The sequence below is a fragment of the Bifidobacterium reuteri DSM 23975 genome, assembly GCF_000741695.1.
GTDB classification, from domain to species: Bacteria; Actinomycetota; Actinomycetes; order Actinomycetales; family Bifidobacteriaceae; genus Bifidobacterium; species Bifidobacterium reuteri.
Genome location: NZ_JGZK01000010.1, coordinates 47,114 through 67,611, shown reverse-complemented (window position 1 = coordinate 67,611; position 20,498 = coordinate 47,114). Strand labels below are relative to the sequence as shown.

General features: G+C 62.7%; 9 protein-coding genes and 1 pseudogene. 7 read left to right on the top strand and 3 right to left on the bottom strand.

Annotation, left to right across the window (positions count from 1 at the left end):
- Positions 1 to 2: 2 nt before the first annotated feature.
- From recF to BREU_RS11325, 6 genes and pseudogenes are all read left to right on the top strand, one after another.
- A pseudogene (recF, locus tag BREU_RS08585) lies at positions 3 to 1,170 on the top strand (DNA replication/repair protein RecF); the annotation flags it as partial.
- Positions 1,171 to 1,348: 178 nt separating this feature from the next.
- Positions 1,349 to 1,819: a DciA family protein gene (locus BREU_RS08580; protein WP_044089256.1), complete on the top strand. Its 471-nt coding sequence runs from the start codon at positions 1,349 to 1,351 to the stop codon at positions 1,817 to 1,819.
- 205 nt (positions 1,820 to 2,024) lie between these two features.
- On the top strand, positions 2,025 to 4,115 hold the full coding sequence (gene gyrB, locus BREU_RS08575) for a DNA topoisomerase (ATP-hydrolyzing) subunit B (RefSeq protein ID WP_044089255.1): 2,091 nt from the start codon (positions 2,025 to 2,027) through the stop codon (positions 4,113 to 4,115).
- Between the two features lie 74 nt (positions 4,116 to 4,189).
- On the top strand, positions 4,190 to 6,931 hold the full coding sequence (gyrA, locus tag BREU_RS08570) for a DNA gyrase subunit A (protein ID WP_044089254.1): 2,742 nt from the start codon (positions 4,190 to 4,192) through the stop codon (positions 6,929 to 6,931).
- A gap of 67 nt (positions 6,932 to 6,998) precedes the next feature.
- The gene (locus BREU_RS08565; protein WP_044089253.1) at positions 6,999 to 7,559 is read left to right on the top strand and encodes a DUF3566 domain-containing protein; all 561 of its coding nucleotides are present in this window, start codon (positions 6,999 to 7,001) and stop codon (positions 7,557 to 7,559) included.
- Positions 7,560 to 8,024: 465 nt separating this feature from the next.
- Positions 8,025 to 12,269, top strand: a complete 4,245-nt coding sequence (locus BREU_RS11325; RefSeq protein ID WP_052382096.1) for a bacterial Ig-like domain-containing protein — start codon at positions 8,025 to 8,027, stop codon at positions 12,267 to 12,269.
- A 130-nt stretch (positions 12,270 to 12,399) separates the two neighbouring features.
- On the opposite strand, the gene BREU_RS08550 is transcribed toward BREU_RS11325, so the two are convergent.
- Positions 12,400 to 13,443 carry a LacI family DNA-binding transcriptional regulator gene (locus BREU_RS08550; protein ID WP_044089251.1) on the bottom strand — a complete coding sequence of 348 codons (1,044 nt, stop codon included), beginning with the start codon at positions 13,441 to 13,443 and terminating at the stop codon, positions 12,400 to 12,402.
- A 163-nt stretch (positions 13,444 to 13,606) separates the two neighbouring features.
- Here BREU_RS08550 and lacZ point away from each other — a divergent pair, with 163 nt between their 5' ends.
- Positions 13,607 to 16,918, top strand: coding sequence for a beta-galactosidase, LacZ type (lacZ, locus tag BREU_RS08545; RefSeq protein WP_238567041.1), 3,312 nt, complete (start codon positions 13,607 to 13,609; stop codon positions 16,916 to 16,918).
- 580 nt (positions 16,919 to 17,498) lie between these two features.
- Here lacZ and BREU_RS08540 read toward each other — a convergent pair.
- Together BREU_RS08540 and BREU_RS08535 are read right to left on the bottom strand one after the other, a co-directional pair.
- Positions 17,499 to 18,527, bottom strand: coding sequence for a LacI family DNA-binding transcriptional regulator (locus BREU_RS08540; RefSeq protein ID WP_044089249.1), 1,029 nt, complete (start codon positions 18,525 to 18,527; stop codon positions 17,499 to 17,501).
- A gap of 258 nt (positions 18,528 to 18,785) precedes the next feature.
- Positions 18,786 to 20,090: a LacI family DNA-binding transcriptional regulator gene (locus tag BREU_RS08535; RefSeq protein ID WP_044089248.1), complete on the bottom strand. Its 1,305-nt coding sequence runs from the start codon at positions 20,088 to 20,090 to the stop codon at positions 18,786 to 18,788.
- Positions 20,091 to 20,498: the final 408 nt, after the last annotated feature.

Below are 20,498 nucleotides of genomic sequence, written 5' to 3'. Positions count from 1 at the left end.
CGATGTACATTTCGCGACTTGCCCTCGACCACTACCGCTCATGGAGCCAAGTAGTGGTCGATTTCGTACCGGGTGTGAACCTGATCATCGGAAACAACGGCCTGGGGAAGACCAATATCGTCGAGGCAGTGGAGGTGCTGTCCACCGGATCCAGCCATCGCACCTCCAGCACCCTGCCGCTCATCGAGCGCGGACAGACGACTGCCACCATCCGCGCGAACGTGGTCGACGGCACCGGCGAGTTCGGCGTCGACGGCCAGGACCGGACGACCGCCACCGAACACGTCACCACGTACGAGGCCTCCATCCATGCGCGCGGGGCGAATCGGGCCCGCGTGAATTCCGGCTCGTCGATGTACCTGCGCGACATCATCGGACAGATTCCCTCGGTATCGTTCACGCCTGAGGACCAGCGGCTGATCTCCGGCGACCCGGCCGCGCGCAGGACCTTCCTCAATCAGGCCGGCGCGCTGCTTGAACCCGGATATCTGGCGGCATTGCAACAGTTCACGCGCATCGGCAAGCAGCGCGCCACCCTGCTCAAGCAGTTGGGCGCGAACCAGAACGCCGGACAGCCGGTGGACGCCGTACTCAGCGGTCTGGAGATTTGGACCGGGCAGTTCATCGAAGCCGGCATCGCGATCACCCGCATGCGTCGGCATTTGATAGCGCTGCTCGCCGAACCGTTCGCGCGGATCTATCGCGATCTCGCCGGCGACACCGAACAGGTGAGCCTAGGGTATCTGCCATCGTTCGACGAAGTACTGATCTTCGATGAGCCTCATCAGGCGATCAGCGAGCATTTCCAACGCATCTACCCCGGCGAAGTGGCTCGCGGGGTGAACCTCATCGGTCCGCAGCGCGACGACCTGAGCCTCGAACTGTTCGACATGCCCGCCAAGGAATTCGCATCCAACGGCGAGATGTGGACCATTGCTTTGGCGCTGAAAATGGCGTTGTTCCAGGTCATTCAGGACAGGCTCGGAACCCGGCCAATCGTGATTCTCGATGATGTGTTCGCGCAGTTGGACGACAGCCGGCGCGCGCAGATCCTTGATTTCGCCGCCCGGCAGGATCAGACGCTGATCACCGTGGCCGCGGAAGGCGATGCTCCGGAGGCGGCCACGCGCGAGGGGCGCGCGCATGTGATCGATGTCGCCGCGCTGAAAGCGCAGTATGACGCCTTCGCCCAGTCGCTTCAAGAGTCGCTGCAGCAGTCGATTGCAGCGCGGTCGGGGGATACTGCGCTTGCGGACGATGCCTCGCTGCTGAGCGATACCGCGGCGTCAGCGGCTCCGGCCGCCGACGCCGCATCTCACGCCGCTGATACCGGTGAATCGGGGCCACGATGACGCCGCCGGTGGCTTTCGCCCTGCACCTTGACCAGACCAAGCTCGCCGCCGAGGTATTCGAGCAGATCTCGCATCGTGGCGCGTTGCTCAAGGACCGGCGCCGGCGGCGTGAGGAAGCCGTCGAGAACTTCGGCAAACCCGGACGCGACCCAATCGAGCTCGGCGACGTGATGTCCACCATCGCGGGTGATGGCGTCTGGAGCATGAACCTGAAACTGGCGCAACTGCGCACCCATTGGGATCAGGTGGTGGGCGAAGGCGTCGCCAAGCATACGGCGGTGGCCGACTTCACGAATGGCGTGCTGACGATACGCGCGGAATCGACCATCTGGGCCACGCAGCTGACCTATCTCATCCCCCAGCTGACCGAAACGATCCGGGGCAATCTCAAAGGACTGACCATCAACGAGATCCGCGTCACCGGTCCGGCCGTCGGTTATTCGCGCAAATGGGCGCGGCGGAAGTAAGCGCGTGGATGGTGGATTCGGCAGGGGTGGGCTTGGACCTCGAACCTGCAGAAGGCTCGCTATGGCGCTCGTCGTGCTAAACGAGTAAAATCTCATGAAGTATGGTCAAACGGCTAGAAGAGCCCTTTATGGGCGTCTTACGGCATATCGCTTCAGCAATAGACGATATTTGCGAGGTTGACCGGTAGTTACGGAAGGAAGCCTGTTGGCAGACGAAACCAGCAAAGAGGAGCAGCTGAAGGCGGCTGCGGAGCATATCAACACTGCGGAACTCACCGAGGGCGAACTTGACGAATCCATGGCCCCCGAACATTACGAGGCCTCTGATCTGAGAGTGCTTGAAGGACTGGAGGCCGTGCGTATCCGCCCGGGTATGTACATCGGCTCCACCGGCCCGCGAGGCCTGCACCATCTGGTCTACGAGATCGTCGACAACTCGGTCGACGAGGCATTGGCCGGATACGCCAGCCACATCGAAGTCACCATCCTGCCGGACAACGGCATCCGCGTGGTGGACGACGGCCGAGGCATCCCGGTGGACGAGGTGCCCGGCGAAGGCGTCTCCGGCGTGGAAACCGTGATGACCAAGCTGCACGCCGGCGGCAAGTTCGGCGGTGGCGGTTACGCGGTCTCCGGCGGCCTGCACGGCGTCGGCATTTCCGTGGTGAACGCGCTGTCCACCCGAGTGGACATCGAAGTGCGCCGTCAGGGCTTCCACTGGACCCAGACCTACCTCGACCAGCACCCCACCGCACGTCTGAAGCAGGGCGAGCCGATGGCCGAGGGTGAATCCACCGGTACTTCCGTGACGTTCTGGGCCGACCCGAAGATCTTCGAGACCACGGTCTACGACTTCGAGACCCTGCGCTCCCGCTTCCAGCAGATGGCCTTCCTCAACAAGGGCCTGAAAATCAGCCTCACCGACCTGCGCGAACCCGATCAGGCCGGCGATGAAGTGGCTGGCGACGATGCGCCGGACGCCGGCGAGACGCATCAGACCGTCACCTACCAGTATGCCAACGGCATCAAGGATTACGTCGACTATCTGGTCAAGGTGCGTAAGGTCAACCCGGTCGAGGACGAGGTCATCAGCTTCGAGGCCGAGGACCTGAAGCTCGGCATCTCCGCCGAACTGGCCATGCAGTGGACCACCGCCTACTCCGAGTCGGTGCACACCTTCGCCAACACCATCTCCACCACCGAAGGCGGCACGCACGAGGAGGGCTTCCGTGCGGCGCTGACCTCGCTGGTCAACCGGTACGCTCGCGACAAGGGCATCCTGAAGGACAAGGATGAGAACCTGTCCGGCGACGACGTGCGCGAAGGCCTGACCGCCGTGATTTCCGTGAAGCTCACCAACCCGCAGTTCGAAGGCCAGACCAAGACCAAGCTCGGCAACTCCGAAGCCAAAACCTTCGTCCAGCGCGTGATGACCGACAAGCTCGGCGACTGGTTCGACTCCCATCCTGCCGAGGCCAAGAACATCATCCAGAAGGCCATCGAGGCCTCGCGCGCGCGTCTGGCAGCCAAGAAGGCGCGTGAGAACACCCGCCGCAAGTCGATTTTCGAATCCGCGGGCATGCCGGACAAGCTCAAGGACTGCCAGTCCTCGAACCCCGAAGAGTGCGAGCTGTTCATCGTGGAGGGTGATTCCGCAGGCGGCTCCGCCATCCAGGGCCGCAACCCGATCACCCAGGCCATCCTGCCGCTGCGAGGCAAGATCCTCAACACCGAGCGCGCCAGCCTGGACCGCATGATGAAGTCCGACACCATCGAATCGCTGATCACAGCCGTGGGCGGCGGCTACGGCGAGGACTTCGACATCTCCAAGGTCCGCTACCACAAGGTCATCATCATGGCCGATGCCGATGTGGACGGCGCGCACATCGCCACCCTGAACCTGACGCTGTTCTTCCGCTACATGCGCCCGATGATTACCGCCGGATACGTCTACGTGGCCATGCCGCCGCTGTACCGGCTCAAGTGGACCAAGGGCCCGCACGACTTCGTGTACACCGACGCCGAACGCGACCGTGTGCTCGCCGAGGGCAAGGCGAAGGGCCGCCAGCTGCCCAAGGGCGAAGGCATCCAGCGGTACAAGGGTCTGGGCGAGATGAGCTACCAGGAGCTGTGGGAGACCACCATGGATCCCGAGCACCGCATCCTGAAGCAGGTGCACATCGAGGATGCTGCCGCGGCCGACGAGACCTTCTCGATGCTGATGGGCGACGAAGTGGAGCCCCGCCGCCTGTTCATCCAGCGCAACGCCAAGAACGTCCGCTGGATCGACGCGTGACCGAATCCTCCAACCGCCCTCGTCAGAGGGGGCTACGAGCGGCTTAAGACTTAGACAACTAAAGGAACGATAGAGTGGCAGACGAAAACAACAATGTGCCGACGGACGGCGACGGCACCGACGATCAGTTCATGCCGGACGGCTCGATGGAGCCGTTGAGCCCGCAGGAGGCGGACAACACCGACTACGGCCTGATGACCGGCGAACGCATCCAGCGCAAGGATCTGCAGCAGGAGATGCGCGAATCCTATCTGGCGTACGCGCTGTCCGTGATCGTGGAACGCGCGTTGCCGGATGTGCGCGACGGCATGAAGCCCGTGCACCGCCGCGTGGTCTACGCGATGTACGACGGCGGATACCGCCCCGACCGCGGTTACAACAAGTGCTCCCGCGTGGTCGGCGACGTGATGGGTAAGTACCACCCGCACGGCGACGCCGCCATCTACGACACCCTCGTGCGCATGGCCCAGTCCTGGTCGATGCGCTATCTGCTGGTCGACGGTCAGGGCAACTTCGGCTCCCCCGGCGACGATCCGGCCGCGGCCATGCGTTACACCGAATGCCGTATGGCCCCGCTGGCCATGGAAATGGTGCGCGACATCGACAAGGACACCGTCGACTTCGTGCCCAACTACGACGGCAAGACCCAGGAGCCGACCGTACTGCCGGCGCGCTTCCCGAACCTGCTGGTCAACGGTTCCGCCGGCATCGCCGTCGGCATGGCCACCAACATCCCGCCGCACAACATGCGCGAGGTCGCCGAAGGCGTGCACTGGGCGCTCGAACACCCGGACGCGAGCCGCGAGGAGCTGCTCGACAACCTGATTCGCATCATCAAGGGACCGGACTTCCCCACCGGCGCCACCATCCTCGGCCACAAGGGCATCGAACAGGCCTACCGCACCGGCCGCGGCCTGATCACCATGCGCGCGGTGGTCAACACCGAGGAGATCAACGGCCGCATGTGCCTGGTGGTCACCGAGCTGCCGTATCAGGTGAACCCGGACCGTCTGGTCGTCTCCATCCGCGAAGCCGTGCGCGACGGCAAGATCCAGGGCATCGCCGACATGCGCGACGAGACCTCCGGCCGCACCGGTCAGCGCCTCGTGCTGGTCCTCAAGCGCGACGCCGTGCCGAAGGTCGTGCTCAACAACCTGTACAAGCACTCCCAGCTGCAGCAGACGTTCGGCGCGAACATGCTGGCTCTGGTGGACGGCGTGCCGCGCACGCTGAGCCTGGACGCCTTCATCCGCCACTGGGTCGGCCACCAGCTCGACGTCATCGCCCGACGCACTGCGTACCTCAAGCGCGAGGCTGAGGAGCGCGACCACATCCTGCAGGGCTACCTCAAGGCGCTCGACATGCTGGACGAGGTCATCGCCCTCATCCGCGCCTCCGAAGACACCGATGCCGCGCGCACCGGCTTGATGCAGCTGCTCGACATCGACCAGGTGCAGGCGGACGCCATCCTGGCCATGCAGCTGCGCACGCTCACCCGCATGAACCGCGACAAGATCGTTGCCGAGCATGAGGAGCTGCAGCGCAAGATCGCCGACTACATCGACATCCTCGCCAAGCCCGAGCGCCAGCGCAAGATCATCGGCGACGAACTCGACGAGATCGTGGCCAAGTACGGCGACGAGCGCCGCACCAAGATCCTGCCGTTCTCCGGCGAGATGAACGTCGAGGACCTGATCGCCGAAGAGAACGTGGTGGTCACCGTCACCCACTCCGGCTTCATCAAGCGCACCAAGGCCGACGAATACCGCGCCCAGCACCGCGGCGGCAAGGGCATCAAGGGCACCAAGCTGCGTGAGGACGACGTGGTGGACCACTTCTTCCTGACCTCCACGCACAATTGGCTGCTGTTCTTCACCAACAAGGGCCGCGTCTACCGGCTCAAGGCATATGAACTGCCGGAGGGTTCGCGCGACTCCAAGGGCCAGCACGTGGCCAACCTGCTGCAGTTCGCGCCCGACGAGCAGATCCAGGCCGTGCTGTCCATCCCGAACTACGACGTGGCGAAGTACCTGGTGCTCGCCACCCGCTCCGGCAAGGTCAAGAAGACGCCGCTGGCCGAATACGATTCCGCTCGTCAGGGCGGTCTGATCGCCGTGCGCCTGATGACCGACGAGAACGGCGAGAACGCCGACGAGCTGATTGGCGCCGCGCTGTGCAACGCCGAGGACGACATCATCCTGGTCTCGCGCCTCGGCATGAGCCTGAAGTTCCAGGCCGACGACGAGCAGCTGCGCCCGATGGGCCGTCAGACCGCCGGTGTACAGGGCATGAAGTTCCGCGAAGGCGACAGCCTGCTCGCCATGGACGTGGTGCCGGAGGATTCCGACAAGGACCTCTTCGTGGTCACCAACGAGGGCTTCGCCAAGCGCACCGCCATTTCGGAATACCGCCTGCAGGGCCGCAACGGCCTCGGCGTGAAGGCTGTGCAGCTCGTGGAGGGCCGCGGCTCGCTGGTGGGCGCGCTTGTGGTGTCCGAGGACGATCAGGTCATGGCCATCATGAAGTCCGGCAAGGTGATCCGCTCCAATGTGGACGAGGTGAACCGCACCGGCCGCACCACGCAGGGCGTCACCTTCGCCAAGCCGGACAAGGGCGATGAGATCCTGTCCATCGCGCGCAACGAGGAGAAGGACGACGAGGAGGATGAGGGCGAATCTGCCGCTGGGGCTGCCGCCGCACCCGCTGAGGCACCTGCCGTTGAGTCTGCCGAGTCTACTAAGTCTGCTGAAGCGCCTGCTGAGGCTGCCGAATCCGCGCAATCCGAGGAGAATGTGAACAACGCGGACGCCGAGTGAGCGGCGTCCGGAAAAGCTGGTAGCCTCGCTAACAGCAGAGGCTACCGATAGCCTGTAAGGAGAAACGATGAGCGAGAATCTCGAAGGAAACGAGCCGGTCATGCAGCCCGTGGCCCCACCCACAGTCGAACCTGCTGAGCCGTTGATCAGCCCTGCGCAGGGTACCCCCCGCGTGGCACGTTCCGTGTCCAGCGATCCCGAGGAATCCGCTCTGCCGAACGGCAGCACTCCCACCACCTCGCGTCCGAACGTGCGCCGCACGCCGCGCGCACGCCGCATGAGCCTGTCCCTGACCCGCGTGGACGCCTGGTCCGTGGCCAAGGTGACGTTCATGCTTTCCATCGCCGGCGCCATCATCCAGATCGTCGCCGCCGCGCTGGTATGGGTCATGCTTGACGCCGTCGGCGTTTTCGGACAGATCACCCAGATCGTTTCCAGCACCGGTCTCAACACCGAGGGATTCGACTTGAAGAACGTGTTGTCCCTGACCACCGTGATCTCCGGCGTGACCATCTTCTCCATCATCGAGGTTGTGATTGCCACCCTGCTCACCACGATTATTTCCCTGCTGTATAACGTGGTCAGCACCTTGGTCGGCGGCGTCCACCTGACGCTCGGCGACGACTGAGTTCCTGCCGGTCCGGCGTGTAGATTGAGTCTGGTGAAGCGCCGGCGCAGCCTCGGCGAGCACCTGTTCAAGTGACAATAGATCGGGTGATAATCGATTATCGGAAAAGCGGCCTTTCGGGGCCGCTTTTTGTATGCCCGTGATGGCTTGGATACCTATCAGTGGTTTGGATGCGGTGTCGGTATCTTGACCGCTGTGGCGCTGTGAGCAACGGATAATGGCTGCTGAATTATCGTATTGACGGGAATAATCAAGCCGGGAACCATGGGAATATTATGGATAACATCCCGCGCGTGCATATTTGCCATAATTTGTAACCGGTCACGCATTGTGGCTATACTTACAACCAACTCGGTGCGCCTAACTGCGAGGAAGGACGCGGGCGCTATTGAGGAGCCAGAAATGGCGTGCGCATTCGTTTGATTGCGCAAACATCAATGAAGAAGAAGCAAGGAGGTTTCTTCAATGACCCAATCCACCCTAAGGCGCCTATTCGCGGGCACAGTCGCCAGCGCGACGCTGCTGTCCGGTATGGCACTGGTGCCGACCGTCGCAGCCTATGCGGACGAGACGACCCAAGACACCCCAGCCACCGGCACCTCATATTACGTCGACTGCCAGGCGGCCCCTAATGGCGACGGCACGCAGGACAAGCCGTTCAACTCATTCGCCGCAGCCAACAACGTCACCCTCAAGGCCGGCGACCGACTGCTGTTCAAACGCGGCACCACCTGTACCGGTGAGGATCAGACGGTAGACGGCACCACCATCAAAGCCGCCCTGCGCATCGTGAACACGCGCGGCACCGCCGAAGCTCCGATCGTCATCGGCGATTACGGCGACGCCACAGCCCCCGCACCGAAGCTCGACGGTGCCGGCGTGGCCGATGTGGTCCTGCTGCGCAACAGCGAATACATCACCGTGGAGAACCTCGACATCTCCAATACCGACACCGAAGCGAACTATTACAAATACATGCGCCGTGGCATCACCGCCGAAAACGACAACGCCGGCGAGCTGAACGGCATCATCATCCGCAACAACTCCATCCACGACATTTACGGCGAAAAGCAGAAGGACCTTGGCGGATCCGCGGCCATCCAGCTGGAGAACTACGGTCGCTCCATCCCTGTCGATGGCGCTGACAAAACCAAGGGCAGCGTCAAGTCCGATACCTCCCGTGCCACCCGATCCTGGTTCAACGACGTGCAGATCGTGGGCAACACCATCACCAACGTGAACCGATCCGGCATCAACATGTCCTCCGACTTCCGCTGCCGCGAGGACGTGGCCTGGGAATGCGGCGTGAGCGGCTCCACCCGCGACCAGTACCCGTGGACCCCGAACAGGAACCTGTACATCGCATCCAACACGTTGAAGGACATCGGCGGCGACGGCATCGTCGTGCAGATGTCCGATGGCGCAGTGGTGGAGAAGAACTATCTGGAGAACGCGGCAAGCGTCAACGGCCAGGGCTCCAACGCCGGCATCTGGAACTGGAACTCCGACAACACGCTGTTCCAGTTCAACGAGGTGACCAACACCAAGAAGCTGCCCGGCAACAACGACGGCACCGCATGGGACTTCGACTACGGCACGCGCAACACCGTATTCCAGTACAACTACAGCCATGACAACGCCGGCGGCGCGGCCCTCGTGTGCGCCTGCACCGACTGGTACAACAATCCGGACGAGATCGGCACGGCTCTCGGCGGCACCTTCCGATACAACCTGTCCGTCAACGACGGCGTCGCCGCCACGCCACGGGACGACTCCACCGACACCTACCGCACGGTGACGCTCGACGGCATCACCGACATGAACTATTACAACAACACGACCATCCTGCCCAAGGGCGAGAAGGTCACGTTCTCCAACAATGCGCAGAACGCCGGCGTGACGTACAACAACAACGTGATCATTGCGCAAGATGGCACCACGCTGACCGACCAGAACAGCAAGATCAATGACGACGGCTTCCAGATCAACTATGGCAGCAACCTGTACGTCGGCGGCGATCAGACCCAATGGGCCAAGGTCGGCGAGAACGGCAACCAGTACGTCTCCCTGGCTGACTATGTCGCCGCCACCGGACTGGACCTCGAGGCCGTAGCCAAGGGCGATCTGAGCTCGCTCTACTCCGCCAAGGCCACCGATTACGCAGCCGGCAAGGGCCGTGCGATGGCCAGCGACAGCTTCCCGTTCGCCATCAGCAACAAGTATCTGACTGGTGACAATGCGCTCAAGACCCTCGACTTCCCGCATGGCTTCGATCACGCCAAGCAGACCTATGGCACCCAGCACGTGGTGTCCGGTTGGTCCGCCCCGGCCGTGGGTGCCTTCCAAGGTGCCGATACCACCGAAACCGGTGCTGTGGGGGACCTGTCCGCAGGCAAGTCCGTGACCATCGACGCGCCCGGCAACGCCACCTTGGAGATCAAGGCCACCACTGCCGGTGACGCCGTGCTCGAAGCCGGACTGGCTAACGATCGCGGATACGCACAAAAGACCACCGGCGAAGGCGAGCAGGTGCTGCACGTGCGCACCTCGTCCGACGTGTCCAAGCTGACCCTGACCAACACCGGCAAGTCCGGTGCGGTCACCGGCATCAGCGTCTCGACCGTATACGACCAGCTGTGGGACGGTTCGTTCGAAAGCATCAACCACGGCAAGGCCAGCCAGCCGAAGAACGGCATCTCGCCGTGGGCGCCGGCCAACCGCGACCATTCGAAGAACCGCGACAACTACAACGACGCCAAGATCAAGCGCTACCGCTCCGACCTCAACCAGCAGAACGCGGTGGTTTCCGGCGAACGAGCCGCCAAGCTCGGCAAGAGCGACGGCGTCTCGTTCACGCAGATCGATCAGCGCAACATCCCCGCGCAGCCCGGCAAGACCTATGAACTTGGATTCTGGGTCACCACCGGTGCCAGCAACGACCAGACTCCATCCACGGTGACCGCCACCGTCCGTTCCCGCAAGGAAGGCTCCGGTGCAGGCGGCAACTTCAGTCAGTATGGCACCGTGCTGCTGAACAAGTCGGTGGACGCCGAAACCGCTGATGGCGGCGACAAGGTGTACGTGCGCGGTACGTTCACTGTGCCGTGGGATGTGCCGGCAGACAGCGCCCTGTGGGTCAACATCGCACAGCCTGATCTGGATGATGCCTCCACTGCCTATGTGGACAACGTGACGCTGGTCGAAACGGCCGCCCCGGTGACGGACATCGCATCCATCGCCGTGACCAAGCAGCCGGCTAAGACCGATTACCAGACCGGCGAGTCCCTGGACGCCGCTGGGCTGGAAGTGACCGCCACCCTGTCTGATGGCACCACCCGTGTGCTTGATCCGTCCGAGTACACCCTGCTTGGCTTCGACTCCTCCAAGGCCGGTGTCGTGCCGGTGACGGTCAAGCTCAACGTGGATGGCAGCAAGATCACCCGCTTCCGTGTGCGTGTGCAGAACGTGACCAACCTGGCATACGAGTTCCGTTCGTCCGCCGCTGCGTCCGACGTGCAGACCAAGTGGGGCACCTCCAAGGCTTCGGATGCGTCCGACGGCAATCTGGGCACCAATTGGTCGAACTGGAAGGACAAGTCCGAGAACGTGCCGGCCAATCCGGCGTGGATCAACTGGACCTTTGACCAGGCGTACAAGCTCGGCAATCTGGAGTTCTATGTTGACCAGACCAAGGCCGAGGCCGCACCGGCCCAGTTCCAGGTGCAGTACCTTGGCGAGGATGGCAAGTGGGTGGATACCGATCTGATCGGCAAGCCTGACGCCAGCAAGCCCGCCGAGCCTACCGTCCTCGACCTGAGCGGACTGCCCGCCACCAAGGCCATCAGCCTGATCGTCACCCCGGTGGACAACGGCAGCGACTATCCGTACGTGAAGGTGGCCGAAGTGAAGATCTTCCAGGCCGCCGACCCGCTGCCCACGCTGGAGTCACTGACCGCCACCGTCAACCCGGAGACCAAGTACACGGAGGGCGACCTATTCTCCGCAGCCACTTCCGGTCTCAAGGTGGAAGGTGCGTGGACCGGCGACTACACCGACGAACTGCTGCCCAGCGAGTATACGCTGTCTGCGGCAGACAAGGATGGCAACGCAGTCGATCTCACTCAGCCGCTCCCGGCCGGAGACCTGACCGTGACGGTCGCTGCGGTGGAGAATCCCGAGGTCAAGACCACGTTCGATCTGACGGTCGCCCCCAAGCAGACGCCTGAGCCGGACGTGACCATCACCGGCATCGGCGTGGCCCAGAACCCCGACAAGACCGAATATGCGGTTGGTGAGACGTTCTCCGACGAGGGCCTAAAGGTGAGCGCCCAGCTCTCCAACGGCGCCACGCGCGATTTGGACGCCAACGAGTATGCGGCGGCCGCCTTCTTCGACGGTTCCGATCAGCCGGTGGATCTGTCCAAGCCGTTCGCCAACGCGGGCACCCTGACGGTGACGCTCACGCTCAAGGCCGACAAGACCATCACCACTACGTTCACGGTGACGGTGAAGGCCAAGGGCGGCGAGCAGCAGCCCGGCCAGCAACCCGGTGGCGACAAGGACAACACCGCCAATCCGAACAAGAAGCCCGCCGCCGATCAGGGTGGCAAGCTGACTGATTCCGGCTCCAGCGTCACCATCGTGGCCGCTGTGGCTGTGGTGCTGATCCTGGCCGGAGGCATCCTCCTGCTCAACCGCCAGCGTCACTGACGCTTCGGGTACGCGGTACGTGGGTAGGTGCGTGCGCAAGTAAGCACCTACGCCAATGAGTACGCGAATAGTGCAAAATACGCACAATATGTGAATGGCTCTCCCTCACCGGGGAGCCATTCTTCGTATATCAGGCGGATTCGCGGCGTTCGATGTGGAATGTCGCGGTGACGCGCTGATGGGGGAGATTGGGTTCGTCATCGATCCGCCTGATCAGCAGATCCACGGACCGCCGGGCGATGTCTTCGATGTCGACGGCCACCGTGGTCAGCGACGGCACCATGGACGCCCCCATTGCGATGCCGTCGAATCCGATGATGGCGATATCGCGCGGCACATCGAGTCCGATATCCTTGAGCCCGCGAATCACGCCGAACGCCACCGTGTCGGTCATGCAGAACAGGGCGTCGCAGTCGCGGATCGTCGATTCATAGGTGTGCACGGCCTGCCGGGCGTCCACGTTATTCCATGGAGTCGGAATGACGCGCGCGGGATTCCACGTCATGCCCAGCTCCTCGAATGCTATTCGGCAGCCGGTGATACGGCGTCCTTTGGTGATGCGACTGTCTTCGAGTGACACCTCGTTCACCGCCGGATTGGCGCCGATGATGCCGATCCGACGCCGCCCGATACCGTGGAGGTAGGTGATCGCTGCCTGCGCGCCGGCCTCACACGGTGTCAGCACGGTATCGATATCGGTCTGCCGACGGTCATCGTCCAGCAGCACGGTCGGTCGATGATTGGACAAGGTCTCGATCTCGTATGCCGAGAGTCGGCTGGAGCTGAACAGCAGCCCGTCGCAGAACTGGTTGGACATGCGCTCGATGATCGAACGTTCGTTGAGCTCGTTGATGCGTGTCTGTTGCACCACCGTCTGGTAGCCGCGCTTCTCGGCCTCTATGGAAACCAGCGAGGCGAGCTGCGACGGATACGGCTGGTCGAGCTCGAAAATCGCCAGTCCGATGGTGCCGAACTCCTTGCCTCTACGACTGGTGGATACGCGCAGGCTGCGCGCGGACAGGCTGGTGGTGTTGAGCCGGTAATGCAGCTTGTCCGCGGCCTCGCGCACGCGCTTGGCGGTTTCCGGAGCAACGTTATCATTACCACGAAGCACGTTGGAAACCGTCATTGCGGAAACGCCGGCTTCGCGTCCGACATCCTTCATGGTGACCATAGAAACTCCTTACCTGCTCACCAATATACGAACATATTGTCATCTCTGCGAATACGATGCAGCACAAACAGTTCTTCGGACAGTACGTGTGAGTACCATTGGTAAAGGATATGAACAAATGCCGAGGCACTATGGGGTGCCGGTGAAAGGAAGCATACGTAACATGACCAGCTCAATGATGGCGGCCGCAGCATTCGATCCGGTCTGGCTTGCCGATCCGCGCGTGTTCGCGGTGAACAGGCTGACCGCGCATTCCAGCCACAAGTACTATGACCACGTGCCGGGCACCGGCGAGACAATGGATCTCAAGCAGAGCCTCGACGGCGAATGGCTGGTATCCATCGCCGATCTTGCCGAGCTTGGAACCGATGCGCTGGCCCAAGCCGAATTCGCGGACGCAAAGTACGACGACTCCTCATATGAGCCAATCGACGTACCCTCCTGCCTTGAAGTCAAAGGTTTCCTCAATCACCAGTACGTCAACCAGCAGTACCCTTGGTCCGGCCATGAAGCACCTGAGGCACCCGGCATCCCCGAGCACAATCACATCGCGCTGTACCGGCGTACATTCGAGCCGGAAGCCAAAGTCGCGGCTGCAATAGCCTCCAATAAACGCGCCGGCGAAACCGGAGAGCCGCTCTCCCCCATCACCCTGACCTTTGAAGGCGCATCCACAGCCATCGCCGTCTGGCTCAACGGCGCCTTTGTAGGGTATTCCGAGGACTCCTTCACCCCCAGCGAATTCGACGTGACCGCATTCTTGCAGCCGGGCGCGAACACCCTCGCCGTGGCCTGTTTCCAGTACTCCTCCGCCAGCTGGCTCGAAGACCAGGACTTCTGGCGCATGCACGGCCTCTTCCGTTCGGTGGAACTGGCCGCCCAGCCGGCAGTGCATGTGAACGATCTGCGCGTCACCGCCGACTACGACCACGTCAGCGGCGAGGGCGAGCTGAGCGTCGACGCCATCGTGCGCAATGCCGCAGGCGCGGCGGCATTCGAAGCGGTGCTGCGCGACGCCGATGGCGCGGAGGTCTGGCGTGAAACCCGTCACGTGAACGATTCGGACACCACCGACATCGCAACAATCGCTGCTGGATTGGCCGGGGAGGCCTCGGGTGAGGGTGATGGCGACGATGGCTTCGATGCCACGCCCGATGCCGTCGTGACATGGAAGGCGAACGTCGGGCAGGTCGCCCCATGGAGCGCCGAGGAACCCACCCTGTACACGCTGACCGTCACCGCACTGGACGGCGCCGGCCACGTGATCGAAGTCGTGCTGCAGCGCGTGGGCTTCCGCCACTTCGCCATCGAAGACGGTCTGATGAAGCTCAACGGCAAGCGCATCGTGTTCCGCGGCGTCAACCGGCACGAATTCGACGCACGTACCGGCCGCACGGTCTCCGAAGCGGTGATGCTGCAGGACATCCGTGAATTCAAGCGGCTGAACATCAACGCCGTGCGCACCTGCCACTATCCCAACCAGACCCGCTGGTACGAGCTGTGCGACGAATACGGCATCTACATGATCGATGAAACCAACCTCGAGACCCACGGCACCTGGACGTACGGCGACGGCACGTTCCACGCGGAAACCGCCGTGCCCGGCAGCCGCGACGAATGGCGGGCCGCCTGCGTGGATCGCCTCAACAGCATGATGCGCCGCGATTGGAACCATCCGAGCGTGCTGATCTGGTCGCTCGGCAACGAGTCGTTCGGCGGCGACGTGTTCCGCACCATGCGCGACTTCGTGCACGAGACCGACCCCGCGCGCCCGGTGCATTACGAGAGCGTGTACAACGAGCCGGAATACAGCGACGTGACCGACATCATGAGCCGCATGTACGCCAAGCCGGACGAAATCAAGGAACTCTACCTGTTCGGCGAGGGGCAGAAGCCGTACATCTCCTGCGAATACTGCCATTCGATGGGCAACTCCTCCGGAGGGCTGCACCTGTACACCGCGCTCGAGCAGTACCCGAAGTACCAGGGCGGATTCATCTGGGATTACGTGGATCAGGCCCTGTTCCAGCACCTCGGCGGCGGTACCGAGCGGCTTGGATACGGCGGCGACTTCGACGATCGCCCCACCGACTACGAATTCGCCGGCAACGGCATCGTCTTCGCGGATCGTAGTGTGACGCCCAAGGCGCAGGAGGTCAAGCAGCTGTACGCCAACGTGCGCCTGACGCCGGACGAAAGCGGCGTGACCATCGTCAATGACAACCTGTTCATCTCCACCGCAGGGTATGTGTTCACCGCTCGCGTGCTGGTGAACGGCGTCGAACGGTGGCATGCGGATTACCGGTTCGACGTGCCGGCCGGCGACACCCAGCGTCTGCCGATCGACTTCCCGCGAGTCACCGATCTGGTGCCGCTGACGGGCCGTGCCGAAGTCGTGTATGAGGTCGACCAGCGGTTGGCTTCGGCTACTGATTGGGCGCCGGCCGGATATGAGCTGACGTTCGGGCAGTATGTGGCGAGCATGGACTTCGGGGATGGCGAGGGTGCTGCGGATTCTTCGGATTCGGATTCGAGCGCTGGTGTCGGCTCGGTTGCAGGCGCCTCGCCGCTGGCCGTCGTGGCCGAGGATCCCTTCAACGCCGGCATCCACAACGATGCCGCCGAGGCGCTGCTGTCCAAGACCGCGGGCGGACTGGTATCGTACCGTCGCTTCGGTACGGACGGGTTCAACGGCGGCAAGAGCAGCGAGCCGGATCGCGAAATGGTGATTCGCCGGCCCGCGCTGACCACCTTCCGTGCGTTGGTGGACAACGATCGCGGCAACCAGTCCGGTTTCGATCGCGCCCAATGGTTCGCCGCCGGACGCTACGCGCGCGTGACGAACACCGCCATCGAGCAGAGTGTGGACGGCCTGACCGGCACATACACCTATGAGCTGGCCGACGCCGCACATACGCCGGTTGTGGTGCGCTATGAGATCGACGCGGCCCTGCGCATTCACCTGACCGCCGAATACCCGGGCGAGGCGGACGCGGCCACCTTGCCGGCGTTCGGCCTCGAATGGATGCTGCCGGCGCAGTACGATCACCTGCGCTTCTACGGTCTGGGACCCGAGGAGACGTATGCGGATCGTCTGCATGGCGCCAAGCTCGGCATCTTCGAGCGGACCGCGGCCGAGGACTTCGCGCCGTACCTGATTCCGCAGGAGACCGGCAACCATGAGGGCGTGCGCTGGGCCGAGATCACCGATGTGCACGGCCGCGGCATGCGCGTCACGGCGGCCGGGCCGGACGCCTCGCCGTTCGCGGTGAGCCTGCTGCCGTACAGCTCGCTGATGCTCGAGGACGCCACGCATGCCGATGAGTTGCCGCCGGTGCGTCATACGTTCCTGCGCCTGCTCGCCGCCCAGATGGGCGTCGGCGGCGACGACACTTGGGGCGCGCCCGTGCATCCCGAGTTCCAGTTGCAGGCGGACAAGCCGCTGAAGCTCGACGTGACGCTGGAGCTGCTGTAACAGTATGCCGGATTGTGGCCGGGTTTTGGGTTCGGTGGGGGCTTCGGGCTCCGGGACTCGGTCAGGATGCGGGCCATGGATTCGGTTCTTACGGGTTATGAGGCGTTGAGAATGTCCCGGTATGCGGGGAAACGGGCGGATTCGCGTACCGGGACGTTTTTCGTGTCTCTGAAAGAGAGAAACGTGCAGATTGCGGCTTCCGGGACGGGCTTTTGTGTCCCGGAGGTGTCCCGGAAGGACGGGGAGGGGCTGATTCTGTCTTCAGAGACAGGTTTTCGTGTCCCGGAAGTGCGGTTTGGCTGTTTTTGGTGTACCGGGACACGAATTCCGCTTCCGGGCTGTCTGGTGCGTGGGTTGCGGGTGGAAGGAATGGCGGAATTTCAAGGATTCTTGGTGCGGTTGTGTGCGTGTTGCGGTGCGGCGAGCCGGTGAATCTGTCCCGGAAGCGCGAAAAGGTCCGTATTGCGCTTCCGGGACAGGTTTTCGTGTCCCGGAAGGATAAGAAAGGGCGAATCCCAGCTTCAGGGACAATCATCCATGTCCCTGAAGGAGAAAACCGACAGCCATTGCTTAATTTCCGCTAGGCCGACTGGCGCTCGACGATCGTGGTCGGGAGCATGGTGACGGTGTGGTCGTCCACGGCCTCCCCACGCAGCATGCTCAGCAGCAGTTGGGACATCTCGCGCCCGTGCAGGCTGGAATCCTGACGGACCGTAGTGAGTTTCGGATCGGACATCAGGGCGATCGGGGAGTCATCGAAGCCGGTCACGGCGATATCGTCGGGCACGCGATAGCCGAAACGATGCAGCTGGTTGATGACCCCGATGGCGATGTCGTCATTGGCGCAGGCGATGGCGTCCACCTCATCGAGTCGGGGCTGGAATGCGACTGCGGCCAGTTCGCCGCTGTTGATCTCCCAATCGTCGGCGTAATAGACGAGCCCGTCATCGAATCGGTCACCCATCGCCTGTTTGAAGCCGTTCAGTCGCTTGATCGAGGAGGGGGAATACCCGGGCCCGCATACGTAGGCCAACTTCGCGCATCCCCGCTCTATCAGATAGTTCGTGATGTCGCGCTGGCCGGCGGTATTGGCGAAATCGACGGCCGGATATGGCGTCGTGTTGTGTGAGTTGGATTCCGAGAGCACCACCGGGCGGTTTGCGGAGCGGAAGATGTTCAGTAGCGAATCATCCTCGCTCAGCGAGAACATCAGGTAGCCGTCCGCGAAGTCGCTCTGCACCAGCTGCGCGATGCGTTGGGTCGATTCCTCGCTGTTGGCGATCAGCGTGACCATCTGATAGCCGGCCTCGCCAAGGGTCTGGTTGGCGTTCGCCATGGCTTCCGAGACGCTGGCCTGCATCAGTGTCGAAATCGATTCCACCTGTACGATGAACGCGACCATGGAGGTGCGTTGCTGAGCCAGCGACCGGGCCGCCTTGTTCGGCGTATATTGTGCCTCTTCGATGGCTTTGGCGATTCGTTCGGCGGCGCTCGACGATACGTGTTCATTGCCGTTGAGATACCGGGACACCGTGCCGTATGACACGCCTGCCATACGGGCCACGTCCCTGATCGTTGCTTTCTTGCGCTCCGTCGTCATATGTGTCATCGTATCCGCTTTCCGCGTGTGCCACTCTACCCTGAGTGTGACGCAGTTTATCGCTCCGGCTCACTAGGTTCGTGACCGGTCACAAACCTAGTGTATACCATGTTTTTCCGAATAGACAGCGGCTGCGGAGAGCGGCGTTTGCGGCTGTGGAACACGGTGTTTGCGGTTGCGGAAAACAGCGTTTGCCGCGGCGAGAAACCTCGCGCGGGTTCGCGGACAACCGCAAACCTCGCGCGGGTTCGCGGACAACCACAACCCTCACGCGGATTTGCGGACGACCAAATCCGTCGGCATATGCACCACACGGGGCGACCGCTCGCCGCCGATCGCCTTGATGACCACGTCGGCCATCATGAGCCCGCGCTGATCCATGTGCTGGTCGACCGTGGTGATCTGCGGTGTGATGGAGGTGGCGGCTGAGCTGTTGTCGAACCCGGAAACGGCCACATCGCCGGGCACGTTCTTACCCAACCGCTGCAATTCTTGGATCGCGCCTACTGCCAACGTGTCATTGGCGCAGATTACCGCATCCACATCATCCAAAACGCCTGATTCATGCCATTCGCGAATCGCATCGGCGCCGCTGGTAGTCCTCCAATCCGCCGAATAGCAAATCGGATGATCGATACTGGTCGGCAGCATCTCGCTGGTCACGTTGACGAACGCCGCCAATCGCTCCGGTGCGCCGGGCATGTTCAAGGGGCCGCAGATGTAGGCGGGCCTCCGTCTCCGCAACTCCCCCTTCGGCGCGAGCACATACCGCACGAGTCCGCTCATGGCGGTGAGGTTGTCCACATCCACCGAGGGGCAGGCTATCGATTCGTTGAAACCGGTGCCGCACACCACTGCGGGCAGCGACCGTTCGGCGAGCAGCGAGAGCAGCGGATCGTTCTTGGACAGTGTGTACAGCAGATATCCGTCTGCGAATCCGCCGGCCACCAGTTGTTTGATATTGTTCGCCGCGATGTTCTCGTCCGAGATCATCGTCACCAACTGCCAGCCCTCGCGCGTCACGCGTTCGTTCGCGCTGGCCATGATCTGCGCGATATTGGGGTCGGTGAGCACATCCGAGGAAGCGCCATGGATGATCAGCGCGATGATATGCGTGCGCTGCTGGGCGAGGGAGCGTGCGCTGGTGCTGGGGATGTAGGCGATTTCCTTGACCGCTTTGTCGATGCGCGCGGCGGTTTTCGCGGACACGTTGGGGTGGCCGTTGAGGTAGCGGGAGACCGTGGCATAGGAGACGCCGGCGCGGTCGGCGACGTCGTAGATCGTGGCTTTTTGCGGGGGCTGCGGTGTTGATGGTGCCGCCGGTGTTGATGGTGCCGCCGGTGTTGATGGTGCCGCCGGTGTTGATGGTGCCGTTGACGATAGCGCTGGTGTTGATGGCTTGGTTGCTGCTGCGGCTGTCGCGCTGTCCACCGCGTTCGTGCGGTGTGAGGATTCGATATGGGCGACGGCAGGAGTCGCCGACTCGGCTGTAGGCTCGATTGTCTCCGGCGTCGGCGGCACAGGAGCCTCGGTGGCGTCCGCCTGATGCTGGTCTGTCTGTTGCTTGGTCATGTGTGCCTCTTGTCGGTGAGTGGACGCTGTTGCCTGTGCCGTTGCTGTTTCCTCGGGCGTGTGGCGCTGGTGTCGTGAGACATTGCCGAACACGGGTGCCGATGACGTCACTATTGTGACGCTGATGGTACTGGTGTCGGATGCCGTTGCGCTGACTGTTGTGCCGGCGTCAATGACTCCGACACCGTGACGCCGGCGTGGTATCTGCGTTAGCAACCGGCACTGCGGGCACCGGTACTGACGCATGTGCCTCGATGCCGGTGCCAGGCCAGCTCGGCGGCGCGGGGTCGGCTGGTCCGGCACCGCTGTACGCCGGCATCGGTCGCTTCCATGATAAGTGACTGTGATGTCGGCGTTTCGTTCACGGTTCCCAGTTTCTACCCACAGTTTCCGTAAGTGCTTACAGTC

What these genes read in the sequence shown, in the direction of transcription:
- BREU_RS08580 (WP_044089256.1), top strand. Translation starts at nt 1,349, where the DNA reads ATGACGCCGCCGGTGGCTTTCGCCCTGCACCTTGACCAGACCAAGCTC.
- BREU_RS08565 (WP_044089253.1), top strand. Translation starts at nt 6,999, where the DNA reads ATGAGCGAGAATCTCGAAGGAAACGAGCCGGTCATGCAGCCCGTGGCC.
- BREU_RS11325 (WP_052382096.1), top strand. Translation starts at nt 8,025, where the DNA reads ATGACCCAATCCACCCTAAGGCGCCTATTCGCGGGCACAGTCGCCAGC.
- BREU_RS08550 (WP_044089251.1), bottom strand. Translation starts at nt 13,443, where the DNA reads ATGGTCACCATGAAGGATGTCGGACGCGAAGCCGGCGTTTCCGCAATG.
- lacZ (WP_238567041.1), top strand. Translation starts at nt 13,607, where the DNA reads ATGACCAGCTCAATGATGGCGGCCGCAGCATTCGATCCGGTCTGGCTT.
- BREU_RS08540 (WP_044089249.1), bottom strand. Translation starts at nt 18,527, where the DNA reads ATGACACATATGACGACGGAGCGCAAGAAAGCAACGATCAGGGACGTG.
- BREU_RS08535 (WP_044089248.1), bottom strand. Translation starts at nt 20,090, where the DNA reads ATGACCAAGCAACAGACAGACCAGCATCAGGCGGACGCCACCGAGGCT.